Source organism: Anaeromassilibacillus sp. An200 (genome assembly GCF_002160025.1).
GTDB lineage: Bacteria > Bacillota > Clostridia > Oscillospirales > Acutalibacteraceae > Caccousia > Caccousia stercoris.
This window is the reverse complement of sequence record NZ_NFJU01000001.1, coordinates 154,052-170,961: the sequence shown is the minus strand read 5'-3', so window position 1 is coordinate 170,961 and position 16,910 is coordinate 154,052. Positions and strand designations below refer to the sequence as shown.

11 protein-coding genes are annotated in these 16,910 nt (G+C 55.3%); all 11 read left to right on the top strand.

Annotated features, from left to right (window positions below; genetic code table 11):
* Positions 1 to 195 precede the first annotated feature (195 nt).
* The 11 genes from prfB (at position 196) to B5F35_RS00760 (ending at position 16,816) form a co-directional block, all read left to right on the top strand.
* Positions 196 to 1,326 (top strand): peptide chain release factor 2, encoded by a 1,131-nt coding sequence (prfB, locus tag B5F35_RS00810; RefSeq protein ID WP_087237100.1) that lies wholly within the window; start codon positions 196 to 198, stop codon positions 1,324 to 1,326.
* A gap of 569 nt (positions 1,327 to 1,895) precedes the next feature.
* A complete protein-coding gene (locus B5F35_RS00805; protein ID WP_442856406.1) occupies positions 1,896 to 3,845 on the top strand; it encodes a ribonuclease J in 1,950 nt (649 codons plus the stop codon).
* A 58-nt stretch (positions 3,846 to 3,903) separates the two neighbouring features.
* Positions 3,904 to 5,886: a DHH family phosphoesterase gene (locus B5F35_RS00800; protein WP_242969339.1), complete on the top strand. Its 1,983-nt coding sequence runs from the start codon at positions 3,904 to 3,906 to the stop codon at positions 5,884 to 5,886.
* Between the two features lie 47 nt (positions 5,887 to 5,933).
* Positions 5,934 to 6,377: a 50S ribosomal protein L9 gene (rplI, locus tag B5F35_RS00795; protein WP_087237098.1), complete on the top strand. Its 444-nt coding sequence runs from the start codon at positions 5,934 to 5,936 to the stop codon at positions 6,375 to 6,377.
* Between the two features lie 15 nt (positions 6,378 to 6,392).
* Entirely contained in the window at positions 6,393 to 7,766 is a 1,374-nt protein-coding gene (gene dnaB, locus B5F35_RS00790; protein ID WP_087237096.1) for a replicative DNA helicase, read from the top strand.
* On the top strand, positions 7,756 to 9,141 hold the full coding sequence (tilS, locus tag B5F35_RS00785) for a tRNA lysidine(34) synthetase TilS (protein ID WP_087237094.1): 1,386 nt from the start codon (positions 7,756 to 7,758) through the stop codon (positions 9,139 to 9,141). The genes dnaB and tilS overlap by 11 nt, the downstream gene beginning before the upstream one ends.
* An 18-nt stretch (positions 9,142 to 9,159) precedes the next feature.
* Positions 9,160 to 9,699, top strand: a complete 540-nt coding sequence (hpt, locus tag B5F35_RS00780) for a hypoxanthine phosphoribosyltransferase (RefSeq protein WP_087237092.1) — start codon at positions 9,160 to 9,162, stop codon at positions 9,697 to 9,699.
* Between the two features lie 32 nt (positions 9,700 to 9,731).
* Complete coding sequence (gene ftsH / locus B5F35_RS00775; RefSeq protein ID WP_206423987.1) at positions 9,732 to 11,690, top strand: ATP-dependent zinc metalloprotease FtsH; 1,959 nt, start codon at positions 9,732 to 9,734, stop codon at positions 11,688 to 11,690.
* Between the two features lie 136 nt (positions 11,691 to 11,826).
* Positions 11,827 to 13,806, top strand: coding sequence for a DNA gyrase/topoisomerase IV subunit B (locus B5F35_RS00770; RefSeq protein ID WP_087237090.1), 1,980 nt, complete (start codon positions 11,827 to 11,829; stop codon positions 13,804 to 13,806).
* Between the two features lie 14 nt (positions 13,807 to 13,820).
* Complete coding sequence (locus B5F35_RS00765; protein ID WP_087237089.1) at positions 13,821 to 16,058, top strand: DNA gyrase subunit A; 2,238 nt, start codon at positions 13,821 to 13,823, stop codon at positions 16,056 to 16,058.
* 152 nt (positions 16,059 to 16,210) lie between these two features.
* The gene (locus B5F35_RS00760) at positions 16,211 to 16,816 is read left to right on the top strand and encodes a YcxB family protein (RefSeq protein ID WP_087237087.1); all 606 of its coding nucleotides are present in this window, start codon (positions 16,211 to 16,213) and stop codon (positions 16,814 to 16,816) included.
* The last annotated feature ends 94 nt before the right edge of the window (positions 16,817 to 16,910 follow it).

Below are 16,910 nucleotides of genomic sequence, written 5' to 3'. Positions count from 1 at the left end.
ATTTTTTTTTGAAAAACTGCAACTTGAAAATCAGGAAGTTTTCACGGTATTCACAATTTTTACAGCACGGCCATGAAAAAAGACGGTCTGTCTTTACATTTTTCGGAAAATCCCATATAATAAAAAAGAGTTTGCTTGTATCAATTTTAATCATCCCACAGAGAATGGGATGTGGAAAGGCTTGTGTGACCGGATATGCTGCAATTTGATGAAGTGCGACTGGAACTGGAGGGGCTTGAGCCGGAGATCAAGGATCTTGCCGAAGCGCTGGGGCTCAAGGCGATGGCGAATGAGGCGGCGGAGCTGGATATGAAAGCTTCCGAGCCCGGTTTTTGGGATGATACGCAGCGCTCCCAGAAGATCCTTCAGCGTTCCAGCTATCTGAAAAATAAAATCGCTGCCTATGAAAAACTGCAGTCCTCCTATGAGGACGCGCTTGCGCTTGTGGAGCTGGCCAATGAAGAAGGTGATCTCACCCTTCTTCCTGAAGCGCAGGAGGAGCTGGAAAAGATCCGTTCTTCTCTGGAGGAGCAGCGCCTGTCCACGCTTTTGACGGGAGAATACGATTCCAAAAACGCGATCCTTACGTTCCATGCGGGTGCGGGCGGCACAGAGGCGCAGGATTGGGCCGAGATGCTGTTTCGTATGTATAACCGCTGGGCGGAGCGCCACGGTTACAAGGTGACGACGCTGGATTATCTTGACGGCGAGGAAGCGGGCCTGAAAAGCGCCAGCATTCTGATCGAAGGAGAGAACGCCTACGGTTTTCTCAAGAGCGAAAACGGCGTTCACCGTCTGGTGCGCGTTTCTCCGTTTGACGCTTCCGGCCGCCGCCACACCTCCTTTGCTTCGCTCGAGGTGATGCCGGAAATTGACGACACCGTGGAGGTGGAGATCAACCCCGACGATATCAAGATGGAGGTTTACCGTGCCAGCGGCGCGGGCGGACAGAAGGTCAACAAGACTTCCTCTGCCGTCCGCCTGATCCACATTCCCACCGGAATCGTGGTTTCCTGCCAGGTGGAGCGCAGCCAGTATCAGAACCGTGACGTGGCTATGCGCATGCTCAAATCCAAGCTTCTCGAAATCAAGGAGCGTGAGCATCTGGAAAAGATCGAGGATATTAAAGGAGATCAGAAGGAGATTGCCTGGGGAAGCCAGATTCGCTCCTATGTTTTCATGCCTTACACGCTGGCAAAGGACCACCGCACCGGGTTTGAAAACGGAAATATCAACGCGGTGATGGATGGCGATATCGATGGCTTTATCAACGCATATCTGAAAGCACAGAGTCTTGGGACGCTGGGAAACTACGGCGACGAATAAACAGGAAAATAAAAAAGGGGACGCTGCGGCGTCTCCTTTTTGTTTATCTTTTGTGAAATGGGCAATACTAGCATTGACGGCCGTTTACATTCTGTTTTATTGCGGAGAGAAGCGAGGCATGTGAAATGGAATTTCCATAAAATAGGGAAGAAAACGCGGATGCGGGTGAGCGAATTTCACAATCTTGAAGATCGGTACGAAGGGAAGGGCATCGATCCGTCTTGACAGCACTTTAGAATGCATGTATTATTAATGTAATGTTTGTGTCCGGAATCTTTTCCCCCGTGTCTGCTCCTGCCGAGGCGTGTGAGCAAAAGGGGCGGGGAAGACCAGGGAGCTTGACTCTTTGGTGTTTGTGAGACAGAAAAACATAAAAAATTTGCCGCGAGGGCGGTGTGGGCGTTATGTCTGGCGCATGAGATGCGGCCGGACTCTTTTTCCTTATGCCCAGCGTTCCGCGGAGTTGGGGGTTATGTAATTTGTCAGATGAAAATGCAATCGGATTGTATGGGAAAATTGAACCGATCAGAAAACCGGCGGATCAGGAGATCGGAGGAAACGCTGTCTCTGTGACAGAGGTACAGAGCGCTTCCGGGGAAAACCGGCAGGAAGCACAGAAGGAGTCCCGCCAGCGCAAGCCGCGCCGCCGCGCGCCGCAGAAAACGGAAGAGAAGGCGGGCGTGCAGGAGAAGGTGAAAGCGGGCCGCACCGCCGCGCAGGAAGAGAAAAAATCGCCTGTCCGTGGGAGAAGGGAGCCCGCACAGAACGCGGCGCTGAAAAATACACAGAAACCGGCCCGGACGGCAGGAAGCAGGCAGCCACGCCAGCAGAACGGAAGAAGAGGTAAGGCTGCTCCCGCGAAGCCGCCGGTGCGGGTGTATTTTCTGGGCGGCTTGAATGAGATCGGAAAAAACTTTACGCTGTATGAATGCGGCGAGGATATGATCATTGTCGACTGCGGCATGGCATTCCCGGATGGTGATATGCTTGGTGTCGATCTGGTTTTGCCCGACTTCACCTTTGTGGAGCGCAACGCGGATCGGATCCGGGGAATCGTGATCACCCACGGGCATGAGGATCACATCGGCGCGCTGCCGTATCTGCTCAAGCGTGTGAACCTGCCCGTGTACTCCACACGCCTTACGATCGGCCTGATTGAAGGCAAGCTCCGGGAGCATGGCCTTCTGGGGAAGGCACGACTCAATGTGGCAAAGCCCGGCGACACTGTTCGCCTGGGCTGTTTCGATGTGGAGTTCATTCATGTGAACCATTCGATCCCGGATGCGGTGGCATTTGCCCTGCATTGCCCCGCAGGCATTCTGATCCACACAGGAGATTTCAAAATTGACTGTACGCCCGCGCAGGGGGAGATGATCGATCTTGGCCGTCTTGCGCAGCTTGGCAAGGAGGGGGTCCTGGCGCTTTTGCCCGATTCCACGAACGCGGAGCGTCCCGGTTTTACGCCCACGGAGCAGAAGGTGGACAATTCCTTTGAGAATCTGTTCCGCCGCGCGGAAAACAGCCGCCTGATTATTGCGACCTTTGCTTCCAACATCGGCCGCGTGCAGCAGATCATCAACTGTGCCGTGCGGTATGGCCGGAAGGTGGCTCTTTCCGGCCGATCGATGCTCAATGTGATGGGTATTGCGATGGAACTGGGATATCTGGAGGTTCCGGACGGCGTACTGATTGACATCGATATGATCAGCCGGTATCCGAAGGAGCAGATTGTGCTGGTGACAACCGGCAGCCAGGGAGAGCCGATGAGCGCGCTGGCCCGCATGGCCTTTGCGGATCACCGTAAGGTGGAGGTTGGCCCCGGCGACTTTATCATCATTTCCGCCAATCCCATTCCCGGCAACGAAAAAACGGTGGGCAATGTGGTTGACGAGCTGATGAAGCGCGGCTGTCAGGTGGTGTACGAATCCATGTATGAGGTTCACGTTTCCGGCCATGCCCGCCAGGATGAGCTGAAAATCATGCAGGGGATCGTGCGCCCGAAATATTTCATTCCGATACACGGCGAGCAGAAGATGCTGCAAAAGCATGCCGCTTTGGCCCGCAGCATGGGAATTCCGGACTCGCAGATCTACATCGGCGATATCGGCGATGTGCTGGAGATGAGCGAGAGCGGCATGAAGCAGGTCGGCACGGTTCCGGCCGGGCGTGTTCTGGTGGATGGTCTCGGCGTGGGAGATGTGGGCAGCGTTGTGCTGCGCGACCGCAAGCATCTCGGCGAGGACGGCCTGATCGTGGTGGTCTGCACAATTTCGAGAGAAACCGGCCATGTCGTGGCGGGACCAGACGTGGTTTCCCGCGGCTTTGTGTACGTTCGGGAATCGGAGCCGCTGCTGGATGATGCGCGCGCGCTGGTAAACCGTATTCTGAATGAATGTGCCGACAACGGTGTGCGTGAGTGGGGAACGCTCAAGACAAAGGCGAAGGATGCGCTGTCGCGCCTGCTTTATGACAGGACGCGGCGCAGTCCCATGATTCTCCCCATCATCATGGAGGTCTGATTCGGGCAAATTTGTGAGGATCGCGCCGAGCACGCGGACTTGTGAAGGAGTGGGCTGCTTGAAGAAAAAAAGGGTATGGGCTGCTTCCCCGGTGTTTTATATTTTGTCTGTCCTGCTGTTTGTGATGGCGGGAATCAGCTGGTTTCAGGGGAATACCGCGCTGTTTTGTGTGGAGCTTGTCGCGGCGGTGCTTGCCGTCGCGGCGGTGATCCTCTCCACAGAACACTTCAAGGCATATGTTGCAGCAGCTCTCAAAAGTGCAAAGTCCGTCCTTGGGGCGGAGGAGTTTGGAAATCTGCGCGATTTTACCATGCCGGTGGCCGTGATCGGCGAAGCGGATGATATCGTGTGGGTGAACGATGCGTTTCTGGCCACGGTGAGCCCGGGCCGTGAACTTCGCGGAGAAAGTGTGCTCAAGCTGATTTACCCCAAGACACTCCAGCAGCTTCTGGAGGCCGGCGGCACGGATATTGCACTGGAGGACCGCCAGTTTACCGTTTTTGCAAGCCGCACGGAGAGCGGCGCGATCCTGTATTTTGTCGACGATACATATTATAAGGAGATTAACCGCGAATTTGAGGAGACACGGCCCGTTGTCGCTCTTGCCTATTTTGACAACCGGGAGGAGCTGGCCCGTGATTCCAGCGGGATGGAGGACGCCAGAATCGCGTCCGAGGTGGAGTCGTGTGTCAACGAATGGGCGATTTCCATGGGAGGCTTCTGCAAGCGCCTTTCCGGTGGCCGTTATCTGATTTTGACAGATGAAGGACATCTGCGAACCGCGATGGAAAACCGTTTTGAGGTGCTGGATGCGGTGCGCCGCGTCAAAGGCGAGGAAAACCGCAGTGCGACAATTTCCATGGGTGTGGCGCGTGGGGCTGCGAGCCTGCAGGAGGCCGAACGCTGGTCAAGGGCGGCGCTGGATATGGCGCTGGGCCGCGGCGGCGATCAGGTGGCTGTCAAACAGAAGGGCGGCGCCTACTCCTTTTTCGGCGGCCTTTCCAAGGGAGTGGAAAAGCGCGACAAGGTGCGCACGCGCGTTATCGCCGCAACATTGGCCGACCATGCGCGCGCCAGCGACTGCATCTTCCTGATGGGGCATAAATTCTCCGATCTTGACGCTGTGGGCGCGGCTGTCGGTCTGTGGAGCGCGATGACAAAGGCGGTCGGCATGCCGGCTTATGTGGTGATCAATCGCGGCCAGACGCTGGCAGGGCCGGTGGTGGAGAGTATTGAAAGCCAGGGGCCTGATTCGCCCCATGTGTTCATCTCTCCGGCAGAGGCTTCTGCCATGGTAACGCCCAAGAGTCTTTTGATCGTGGTGGATACCCATTCGCAGGATTTTGTCGAAAGCCCCGAATTGCTCGATGCCTGCCAGCGCGTGGTGGTAATTGATCATCACCGCATGATGGTGCGCCACATCGAAAATGCTCTTGTTTTTTACCATGAGCCGTATGCCAGCTCCGCGAGTGAGATGGTAGCGGAGCTGGTGCAGTATCTCGGCGAAAACTGCCTGAACCGCCGGGAGGCGGGGGCGCTGCTTTCCGGTATCACGCTCGATACCAAGAATTTTGTGCTGAAAACGGGTGTGCGCACCTTTGAGGCCGCAGCCTACCTGCGTCGCCGTGGGGCGGATACGGTGGAGGTCAAGCGGATGTTCTCCGACTCGATCGATGCCTACAAGAAAAAATATGAAATTGTCTCGAACGCGGAGATTTCCGATAATTGTGCCATTGCCTCCGCGCGAGAGGAATTTTCCGACGTCCGCGTGATTTCGGCGCAGGCGGCGGACGAGCTTTTGTCCATCCAGGGCGTGAAAGCGTCCTTTGTCATTTTCCCAAGCGGCGGACAGGTCAACATTTCCGCCCGCAGCCTGGGTGAGGTCAACGTTCAGTTGATCATGGAGGCGCTGGGCGGCGGCGGCCATCTGACGATGGCGGCAACGCAGCTGACCGGCGTAGGAATTGAGGAGGGCCGCAGGCTTTTGAAGGGCGCAATCCGCAATGTGATGGAGCGCGCGCTTCCTGTGAAAGATTCCTGAGCAGGCGGCTTCGGATCAATGTAACAATGTAACAGGAGGGATTTTCCATGAAGGTTGTATTGCTGGAAGATGTAAAGGGAAGCGGGAAAAAGGGCGAGCTGGTCAATGTTTCCGACGGCTATGCCCGCAACTTTCTTTTCCCGCGTAAACTGGCCAAAGAGGCCAACGCGCAGGCAATGAACGAGCTCAAAAACGCGCAGGCCGCCGCCGAGCACCGTGTGCAGGTGGAGAAGGATAATGCGAATGATGCAAAGGCCAAGCTGGATGGCAAGAGTGTCAAAATTGTTGCAAAAGCCGGGCAGGGCGGCAAGCTGTTCGGTTCCGTGACCTCCAAGGAGATCGCAGAGGCTATCCGCGCTCAGTATCAGGTAACCATTGACAAGCGCCGGATCGAGTCCGCCGATATCAAGGCGTTCGGCACGTTCACCTGCGAAATCAAGCTGTATACCGGGATCAGTGCCAAGATCTACGTTGTTGTGGGCGAGGAATAAGAAGGAGCACAATTCATGGCGGATTTTACTGCGGATGCATATGGGGCGCTGAATCTGCCCTTTTCCCCGGAAGCGGAACAGTCTGTTCTCGGCGCTGTCCTGCTGGATTCCTCCTGTCTGGATACCGTGGCGGAACTTCTGCCAAGGCCGGAGTATTTCTATCAGTCGAACAACAGCATGATCTATGCTGCCATGCTCGACATGTTTACGCTCGGCCAGCCCGTGGACTTTGTCACGGTGTTGGAAAAGCTCAAGGAGCAGGAGGGCTTTGAACAGTCCGGCGCAAAGACATATCTCTTGCAGCTGGCCCAGCTGGTTCCTTCCATCACCAATGTGGAGACCTATGCCCGCATTGTACGGGATAAGTACGATGTGCGTACGCTGATTCTGACAGCTCGTGACATTGTGGAAGAGGCTTCCGCAGGAGGAGCCGACGCCTCCACGCTTCTGGATTCCGCGGAGCAGCGCATTTTTGATATCCGCCGCGGCAAGAATATGCAGGGGCTGCAAAAGCTCAACGAGGTGATTGTCCAGACCTTTGACCGTCTGGATCTCCTCAATTCGCCGGACAGCGAAAATTATCGGGGCGTCCCCACGGGGATCAAGGAGCTGGACGACACCATCACAGGCCTGAACCGGACGGACTTTATTCTGCTGGGCGCGCGCCCCGGTATGGGAAAAACCAGCTTTGCGCTGAACATCGCGCGCCATGCCGCTGTCAAGGCGGGGAAAACCGTGGCTTTCTTCTCACTGGAAATGGGCAAGGAGCAGCTTTGCTCCCGTCTGCTTTCCACGGAAGCTCTGGTAAGCGGTACCAAGCTGCGGACCGGCAAGCTGGAGAATGATGAATGGGTGCGCCTGGTGGAGGCGGGGGATATTCTTTCCCACGCCAACATCTATCTGGATGACACGCCGTCGATCACCGTGCCGGAAATGAAAGCCAAGCTGCGCCGCCTGCGGACGGTGGATCTGGTGATTATCGACTATTTGCAGCTGATGACAAGCGCCAGCCGCCGGGGGGACGGCAACCGTGTGCAGGAAATCTCCGAGATCACACGAAGCCTGAAAATCATGGCGAAGGAGCTGAACATTCCGGTTCTGACGCTTTCGCAGTTGGCCCGTGACAGTGAAAAGCGTACGAATCACCGTCCGGTTCTTTCCGATCTGCGTGATTCCGGTTCTATCGAACAGGATGCCGATATTGTGCTGTTCCTGTACCGTGAGGATTACTATTCCGCGGAAAATGAGCCGGGGCAGGAGACAGATCGCAACAGCGGCGAATGCATCGTGGCCAAAAACCGTCACGGGGAAGCCAAGACTGTGCCGCTGCACTGGCAGGGCGAATTTATGCGTTTTACAGCGCAGGAGGTTGTGCACCATGCCCCATGAGACGCGGGATGCGTCCATTGAAACAATTGAAGAAAAAATCAGAGGGGTAATCGCCCGGTATTCCATGCTTCCCACCGGAGCCGCTGTTATTGTCGGCTTTTCCGGTGGGGCAGATTCCGCGGCGCTTACCCATTTCCTTTCTGTGCACAGGAAAGAATACAGTATTTCACTGAAAGCCGCTCATGTCAATCATGGCCTGCGGGAAGCGGCAGGCAGGGACGAGGAGGCGGCCCGCATTTTCTGCGAGGAAAGAGGGATCCCCTTTTTCTCCCGCCGCGCGGATGTCGGTACGCTGGCCCGCGAACAGGGCCTTTGCGTGGAAGACTGCGGGCGCAGGCTCCGGTATGCCTTTTTCCGGGAACTGGCCGGGGACGATCCGAACGCCCGCATTGCCACGGCACACACGGCTTCCGACCATGCGGAAACCATGGTGATGAATCTGACGCGTGGCGCGGGGGCAAGAGGCCTGAGTGGGATTCCTCCGGTAAATGGATCGGTGATCCGCCCCCTGATCGCGCTGACGCGGGAGGAAGTGGAGCGGTATTGCGCATGGTATGACCTTCCCTATGTGCAGGATGAATCCAACTTTGAGGAGATCTATGCGCGCAATCGTGTGCGGCGCAGGGTGATTCCGGTGCTGCGGACACTCAATCTTTCTTTGGAAAGCAGTATGCTGCGGGCGGCGGAGCTTTTGCGAGAGGATGACGCGCTGCTGTGTGATCTGGCCCGGGACGCAATGGAGCAGTCGCGGCATGGTGGCGGCTGGAAGCTTTCCTCTCTGCGCGCGCTGCCGCGTCCCATCCTTTCCCGCGCGCTGATTTTGATGGCGAAGGAAGCAGGTGCGGGCCGTCTGACGCATGAACAGGTGGAGGATATGGAACGCGCTGTGCAAAATGGCGGCGCGGCGACGGTGGCGGGAGGAATACAAATCCTTGCAAAGGGCAATACTCTTTTTGCGCAGTCTCCGTCCCCGTGTCAGAGCGGGTGGAGCGTTCCTCTCCGACCGGAAGGAACGCTTTTACCGGATGGCAGAACGCTCCGTATCCGCATATTTCATGCGGGGGAAGCAGAAAATCAACAGAAATTTTATAAATTCCTGTTTCATAATCCCGGCAACTATGATACAATACAGAATGATATGGTCGTGAGGACTCGTTTGCCAGGCGATCGCTTCCGTCCAGCGGGCCGTGGGGTGACAAAACCTCTGCGCCGCCTGCTGGCCGAGGATGGCGTACCGCCTGCCGCCCGGGATCACCGGATTCTTCTGGCGGAAAGCGGAGGGGAGATCCGCTGGGCAGAGGGGCTGGGACCGTGTGAAGCGTGGGATGCGCGCGGCTGTATGGCTGGGGTGTTCCTCGTGGAAATAGAGAAATGAAGTAAGGAGTTAACGTCAATGGATCAGGACATTCAGGAAGTTCTGTACAGTCAAGAATATCTGGCTGGGGTCGTGAAGGAGCTGGGACGCAAGATCAGCGAGGATTACAAAGGGAAAAACCTCCTGATGGTCAGCGTGCTCAAAGGCAGTGTTGTCTTTATGGCCGATCTCATGCGCGCGATCACCATTCCGTGCAGCATCGATTTTATGTCTGTCAGCAGCTATGGCTCAGGGGTAAAAACGAGCGGTGTGGTCAAAATCATCAAGGATTTGGATATCAATCTGGAAGGGAAGGATCTCCTTCTGGTGGAGGATATTCTCGACAGCGGCATGACGCTTCATTACATACGCGACATGCTGAGCCAGAGAAACCCCAGAAGCATTCGGCTCTGCACGTTGTTTGACAAGCCGGAGCGCCGCACGGTCGACATTGCCGCCGATTATTTCGGAGCGGTGGTGCCGGATGCGTTTATTGTGGGCTATGGGCTGGATTACGACGAGAAATACAGGAACCTCCCCTATGTGGGAATCTTGAAGCCGGAGGTTTATGAAAAATAATTCTGCGATTCCCGAAAGGAGAGTGAACCTGTTTGGATAATAAATACAGATGGAAAACCCTGCTTTTGCCGGTGGCTGTGGCGCTGGTGTTTCTGTTCCTGATCTTTTCCTTGCTGGGCGGAAACTCGCGCTCCGGTATTGCGTATTCAGAAGTGATCCAATATTTTGAGGATCAGAAGGTGACGGGGTATTCGCTGGACTTCGGTTCCGGACGCCTTCAGATGACGCTCAGCGATCCGGCGGGCGCCGTGGTGATCTACGATGTCCCCAACATTGAGATGTTCGTCAATGAGACGGCTCCCTATGTGCAGGAATACAATGAGGCACACCCTGACGCCAAGATGGTGCGCGACTGGATCCGTCCGTCCGAGGCCAATTCCTGGATAGCGACGCTGCTGCCGATGATTGTGGTGCTGCTGTTGGGCGTCCTGCTGTGGTGGTTCATGATGAAGCGCATGAACTCCGTGATGGGCGATTCCGGCAAGCAGATGAACTTCGGCAAGGCGAAGGTTAAGCAGATGGCGGACGAGAAGCGCAAGACCACCTTTGCGGACGTCGCGGGAGCCGATGAAGAGAAAGAGGAGCTGCGCGAGATTGTGGAGTTCCTCAAAAACCCGAAGAAGTATAACGAGCTTGGCGCACGGATCCCGAAGGGCGTGCTTTTGGTGGGCCCTCCCGGTACCGGTAAAACACTGCTTGCCCGCGCGGTCGCGGGAGAAGCGGGTGTGCCATTCTTCTCGATTTCCGGTTCGGACTTCGTGGAAATGTTCGTCGGTGTCGGCGCGTCGCGTGTGCGCGATCTGTTCGAGCAGGCGAAAAAGAATTCGCCTTGTATTATCTTTATTGATGAGATTGACGCAGTGGGCCGTCAGCGCGGTGCCGGTTTGGGCGGCGGTCACGATGAACGTGAACAGACGCTCAACCAGCTGCTTGTGGAGATGGATGGTTTCGGCGCAAACGAAGGCGTTATTATGATCGCCGCGACCAACCGCCCGGATATCCTCGATCCCGCTTTGATGCGTCCCGGCCGTTTTGACCGTCAGGTGACAGTTGGCTATCCGGACGTGAAGGGCCGTGAGGAAATCCTCAAGGTTCATGCGCGCGGTAAGCCGATCGCGCCGGACGTGGATCTGCGCACGATTGCGAAATCGTCTGCCGGCTTCACCGGCGCGGATCTGGAAAACCTGCTCAACGAAGCAGCCCTTCTGGCTGCGCGCCGCAATCTCAAAGCCATCACCATGACGGAGATTGAGGAAGCGACGATCAAGGTTGTAGTTGGTACGGAAAAGAAGAGCCATGTGATGACCGAACGCGAGAGAAAGCTGACGGCTTACCACGAGGGTGGTCACGCCGTGGTGACGTATTTCTGTCAGACACAGGATCCGGTTCATCAGATTTCGATCATCCCGCGCGGCATGGCAGGCGGCTATACGATGCAGCTGCCTGCGGAGGACCGCTCCTATCGCACCCGCACGGAGATGCAGGAATCCCTGATTGTTCTGCTCGGCGGCCGCGTGGCGGAATCGCTTACGCTGGATGACATCTCCACGGGTGCCTCCAACGATATTGAGCGTGCGACCAAGACGGCCCGCGCGATGGTAACGAAATACGGTATGAGCGATAAGCTGGGTGCGATTGCTTACGGCCGCGACGACAGCGAGCCCTTCCTTGGCCGTGATATGGGCCATATCCGCGACTATTCCGAAGCGACAGCCTCCGCGATTGACGCGGAAATCAAGCATATTGTCAATACGGCTTATGAGCGTACGGAAAACATCCTGAAAGAGCACATGGATAAGCTCCAGCAGGTGGCACAGTTCCTGTACCACAATGAAAAGATGAGCGGGGATGAGTTCCGCGCCGTCATGGAGGGAAATCTGGAAGCCCTTGGGGATAAAAATCCGGAAAAGCTGGCAGAGGCCGCACAGTCTGCCCCGGAGGAGCAGGCAAGTTCACCGGAGCAGCCGGCGCAGAGCCCCTCAGAAGAATAATGCGGGAGAGGGAAATGAGCTTCATTTCCCTTTTTTCCTGTCCGTTTCCGGAAAAGTGCGGAAGAAGTGGAAAAGGGCCGCAGGATGAGGGTGGAGGAAGGTTGAATTTTATGGGTAAGGAGAAGACGAAACAGCTATGGCGGTGAAAAAACCGGTATACAATAATGAAAGTATTTCCATGCTCAAGGGGGCGGATCGTGTCCGTCTGCGTCCCGCCGTTATTTTTGGTTCCGACGGCATTGAGGGCTGTGAGCATTCTGTTTTTGAGATTCTATCCAACTCGATTGATGAAGCGCGCGAGGGCTACGGCAAGGAGATTACCGTTACGCGCTATGAGGATCTTTCGGTGGAAGTGGAGGACCATGGACGCGGTATCCCGGTGGATTTCAATAACCGTGAGCAGCGGTATAACTGGGAACTGGTGTTCTGCGAAATGTACGCGGGCGGTAAGTATAACAACGCTTCCAACGGCAGCTATGAATATTCGCTCGGCTTGAACGGCCTTGGCCTGTGCGCAACCCAGTACGCATCGGAGTATATGGATGTGGATGTGCGCACCGGAGATACCCGTTACACGCTCCATTTTGAGAAGGGCGAGAATGTCGGCGGGCTGCATCAGGAGCCGTACAAGGGAAAATCCGGCACCAAAATCCGTTGGAAGCCGGATCTCTCTGTTTTTACGGATATCAATATCCCGCTGGAGTATTATCTCGACACCATCAAGCGCCAGGCCATCGTCAACGAGGGGATCCGCTTTGTGCTGCGCAATCAGGCAGGCGGAAAGTTTGAAACAACGGAATTCCTGTATCAGCAGGGCATCGTGGATCATGTCAGGGAGCTGGCGGGAGAGGAGGCGATGACCTCCGTGCAGTTCTGGCAGGCGGAGCGCAATGTCCGCGATCGCGACGACAAGCCGGAATATAAGACGAAGATCAATGTGGCTCTTGCGTTTTCAAACCGGAACCATCAGATCGAATACTATCACAATTCCAGCTGGCTGGAGCACGGCGGCGCGCCGGACAAGGCGGTGCGCAGCGCGTTTGTCAGCCAGATTGACGCCTATCTCAAGCAGACGGGAAAGTATAACAAGAACGAGAGCAAGATCACCTTTGCAGACGTGGAGGATTGCCTTCTGCTTGTGATTTCCTCCTTCTCCAACCAGACCTCCTACGAGAACCAGACGAAGAAAGCTATCACCAACAAAGGAATCCAGGAAGCGATGACGGAGATGCTCCGCCATCAGCTGGAAATCTATTTCATCGAAAACCCGGTGGAGGCCGAGCGCGTTGGCGCGCAGGTGCTGGTCAACAAGCGCAGCCGTGAGGACGCGGAGAAAACGCGCCTGAACATCAAGAAGAAGCTTACCAGCAACATGGATGTCACAAGCCGTGTGGCGAAGTTTGTCGACTGCCGCAGCCGCGACGTGAACGAGCGGGAAATCTTCATCGTGGAGGGCGACTCCGCGTTGGGAGCCTGTAAACAGGCGCGCGATCCCGATTTTCAGGCCATCATGCCGATCCGCGGAAAAATCCTCAACTGTCTCAAGGCAGATTACGACAAGATTTTCAAAAGCGAGATCATCACCGATCTGATCAAGGTGCTCGGCTGCGGCGTGCAGGTGAAATCGAAGGCGAACCGTGATCTGTCCTCCTTTGACATGAACCTGCTGCGCTGGAATAAGGTGATTCTCTGTACCGATGCTGATTTTGACGGCTTCCAGATCCGCACGCTGCTTCTGACGATGCTGTACCGGCTGACTCCTGATTTGATCGAGGCCGGCAAAGTGTTTATCGCGGAATCGCCGCTGTTTGAGATCAACACGAAAAACGAAACGTATTTTGCCTACACGGAGCAGGAAAAAACGGAGATTCTCAAAAAGCTGGAAGGGAAAAAGTTTACACTCCAGCGCAGCAAGGGGCTGGGTGAGAACGAGCCGGACATGATGAACCTGACCACCATGAATCCAAAAACCCGCCGCTTGATCAAGGTGATGCCGACCGACGCGGAACAGACCGCGCAGATGTTTGATCTGTTGCTGGGAGATAATCTCAGCGGCCGGAAGGATTACATCGCGGAGTTCGGTCATCTGTATATTGATGAAGCGGACGTGAGCTGAGAGGAGGGACGAGAATGGCCAGAAAAAGAAATGACAGCGGGGCTGCCCGTCCTTCCGGAGCGGTGCATGGTGTGATCGAGCACGCCGGAGAGGTGATGGAGCAGCGGATCACCGATACGCTGGAAAAGAACTATATGCCCTACGCCATGAGCGTTATTTTGTCGCGTGCTATCCCGGAGATTGACGGCTTCAAGCCGTCTCACCGGAAGCTGCTCTTCACCATGTATAAAATGGGGCTGCTCGGTTCCGCCCGTACCAAAAGCGCCAACATTGTCGGCCAGACGATGAAGCTGAACCCGCACGGCGACGCCGCGATTTACGATACCATGGTGCGCCTGAGCCGCGGCTATGAGGCACTGCTGCATCCATTTGTCGACTCCAAGGGCAACTTCGGCAAATTCTATTCGCGCGATATGGCCTGGGCGGCTTCCCGTTATACGGAAGCACGCCTGGACAATATCTGTCAGGAGCTGTTCCGGGACATCGACAAGGATACGGTTGACTTCGTAGATAACTACGACAACACGCTCAAGGAGCCAACGCTTCTGCCCGCCACCTTCCCGTCGGTGCTGGTAAACGCCAATACCGGTATTGCGGTCGGTATGGCAAGCTCCATCTGCCCCTTTAACCTGGCGGAGGTCTGTCAAACGGCAATTGGACTCATCCGCGATCCGGATTTTGACGTGCTCTCCACGCTGCAAGCCCCGGATTTTCCGGGCGGCGGTCTGATCGTCTACGATCGGAAGCAAATGGAGGAAATCTACGCCACGGGACGCGGCAGCTTTCGCGTGCGTTCGCGCTATACCTATGACAAGTCCGCCAACTGTGTGGATGTCACGCAGATTCCGCCCACCACGACGGTGGAGGTAATCGTCGAAAAGGTAATCGATCTGATCAAGCAGGGCAAGCTCAAGGAAATCGCCGATATCCGCGACGAAACCGGTTTGAACGGTCTGAAAATCACGATCGATCTCAAGCGCGGCGTGGATCCCGACAAGCTGATGCAGAAACTGTTCCGGATGACAGCGTTGGAGGATAGTTTCTCCTGCAACTTCAACGTCCTTGTTGGCGGAACCCCGCGCGTCATGGGCGTGCGGGAACTGCTTGGGGAATGGACAGCGTTCCGTGTGGAGTGCGTGCGCCGCCGCACCTATTATGACCTTTCCCGCAAGCGCGAAAAGCTGCACCTGCTGCGCGGCCTGCAATCCATCCTGCTCGACATTGACAAAGCGGTTCGGATTGTTCGCGAAACCGAGGAGGAATCCGAGGTGGTGCCGAACCTCATGATCGGCTTCGGCATTGACGAGACGCAGGCGGAATATGTGGCGGAGATCAAGCTGCGCCATCTCAACCGCGAATATATCCTCAAGCGCACGGAGGAGATCAGCCAGCTGGAGAAGGATATCGCGGATCTCCAGGAGATTATGGACAACAAGTCCAAGGTCAAGTCCATCATTATCTCCGAGCTCAAACGGGTTGCCTCCGATTACGGACAGCCCCGGCGCTCCATGCTGCTGTATGCCAATGAACTGGAGGAATCCGTCGAAGAGGAGGAAATCCCAGATTATCCGGTGAACCTTTTCTTCACCCGCGAGGGCTATTTCAAGAAGATTACCCCGCTGTCTCTGCGCATGAGCGGCGAACAAAAGCTGAAGGAGGGAGACGAGATCGTTCAGACGCTCGAAGCGACGAACGCCTGCGATCTGCTCTTCTTTACGGATCGCTGCCAGGTGTACAAGACGCGGGCCAGCGACTTTTCCGACACCAAGGCCAGCGTGCTGGGTGAGTTTATTCCGGCCCGTCTCGGCATGGACGAGGGGGAGAACGCTGTGTTTATGGCGGTGACCAAGGATTACACCGGCTGGATGCTGTTCTTCTTTGAAAACGGGAAGGTGGCCAAGGTGGAGCTGTCCGCCTACGAGACCAAGACAAACCGAAAAAAGCTGCTGGGGGCGTACAGCGACAAGTCTCCGCTTGCCTGCGCGCAGCAGCTTTCCGAGGACGGAGAGTTCCTGGTTACCAGCTCCCAGGGAAGGCTGCTTCTTTTCCATACCGGAGCTGTGGCCTCTAAAGCGACGCGCAACACGCAGGGCGTGCAGGTGATGACGCTGAAAAAGGGCGCGCGTGTCCTGTCTGCCGTTCCATATCAGGAGGACATGCTGAAAAAGCCAGACCGCTACCGCAAAAACATCCCGGCGACCGGTGCTCTGCCCTTGCCGGAGGAAACAGAAGGCGAACAGATGACGTTGTAAGGGCAAAAAAGAACCCGCCCGGGCCAATAGCCGGGGCGGGAGGCAGTCCGAAGCGGCAAACGCAGGTTCACTTGGGACTTCCGCTTCTTAGTATGGCGCAGGAACGATGAAATATACTATGTGTTTGTTTTGAGTGGGCTGGAAAAAGGAGTGTGAGGAACATAGATCATTCTAATGCGAGATTTGAGATACAGAATAAGTATAGCATAGAAGATTTTTCGGATCTTTGGCTTGCTTTCCGTTTGAAAACTCCGGGGAAAGCGCCGCCTAAACAGCTTTCCTCCCACGGTATGAGAATGTTGGCCTGGTTCATGATTTTGACTGGCGCGATGATAGAAATTGTTTATCTGTGGTTGCGTTCAATTATTGACCTCCCTTTCTTTCAGTACGCATGGATTTTTAGTATTGCAGGTATTATCTTATTGATTCGAGGTGTGCCGCGTAATCCTCGTTGGGTGCAAAAAGCATGGAAAAATTATGAAAAACAGCAATATAGATCTTTGATTGTTCGTTTTATGGAAGAAGAGTTTGAAATTTGTTCTCACAATCAATCAGGGAAAAGCGACTGTCGGTATAGTTACTCTTTTGTTGATCGGGTGTGGGAGGATGAAAAGCATTTTTATATCAAAGGAAAACCAAATCCATTATACATTCTGCAAAAATCTGGCTTTATTCAGGGAAGCTTGTCCGATTTTCCTGAATTTCTAACAGAGAAGACAGGTCTGCCGGTTCAATGGGTAAATGGAGCCCGCACCTGATTAACATAGCAATTTCCCAAGTAGGCACATTATGGATGGAAAATGAAAAAGGTTGACGAATTATCATAATGGAATGTCTTGACATCCGGCGCTG

What these genes read in the sequence shown, in the direction of transcription:
- rplI (WP_087237098.1), top strand. Translation starts at nt 5,934, where the DNA reads ATGAAGGTTGTATTGCTGGAAGATGTAAAGGGAAGCGGGAAAAAGGGC.
- prfB (WP_087237100.1), top strand. Translation starts at nt 196, where the DNA reads ATGCTGCAATTTGATGAAGTGCGACTGGAACTGGAGGGGCTTGAGCCG.
- B5F35_RS00770 (WP_087237090.1), top strand. Translation starts at nt 11,827, where the DNA reads ATGGCGGTGAAAAAACCGGTATACAATAATGAAAGTATTTCCATGCTC.
- tilS (WP_087237094.1), top strand. Translation starts at nt 7,756, where the DNA reads ATGCCCCATGAGACGCGGGATGCGTCCATTGAAACAATTGAAGAAAAA.
- hpt (WP_087237092.1), top strand. Translation starts at nt 9,160, where the DNA reads ATGGATCAGGACATTCAGGAAGTTCTGTACAGTCAAGAATATCTGGCT.
- B5F35_RS00765 (WP_087237089.1), top strand. Translation starts at nt 13,821, where the DNA reads ATGGCCAGAAAAAGAAATGACAGCGGGGCTGCCCGTCCTTCCGGAGCG.
- dnaB (WP_087237096.1), top strand. Translation starts at nt 6,393, where the DNA reads ATGGCGGATTTTACTGCGGATGCATATGGGGCGCTGAATCTGCCCTTT.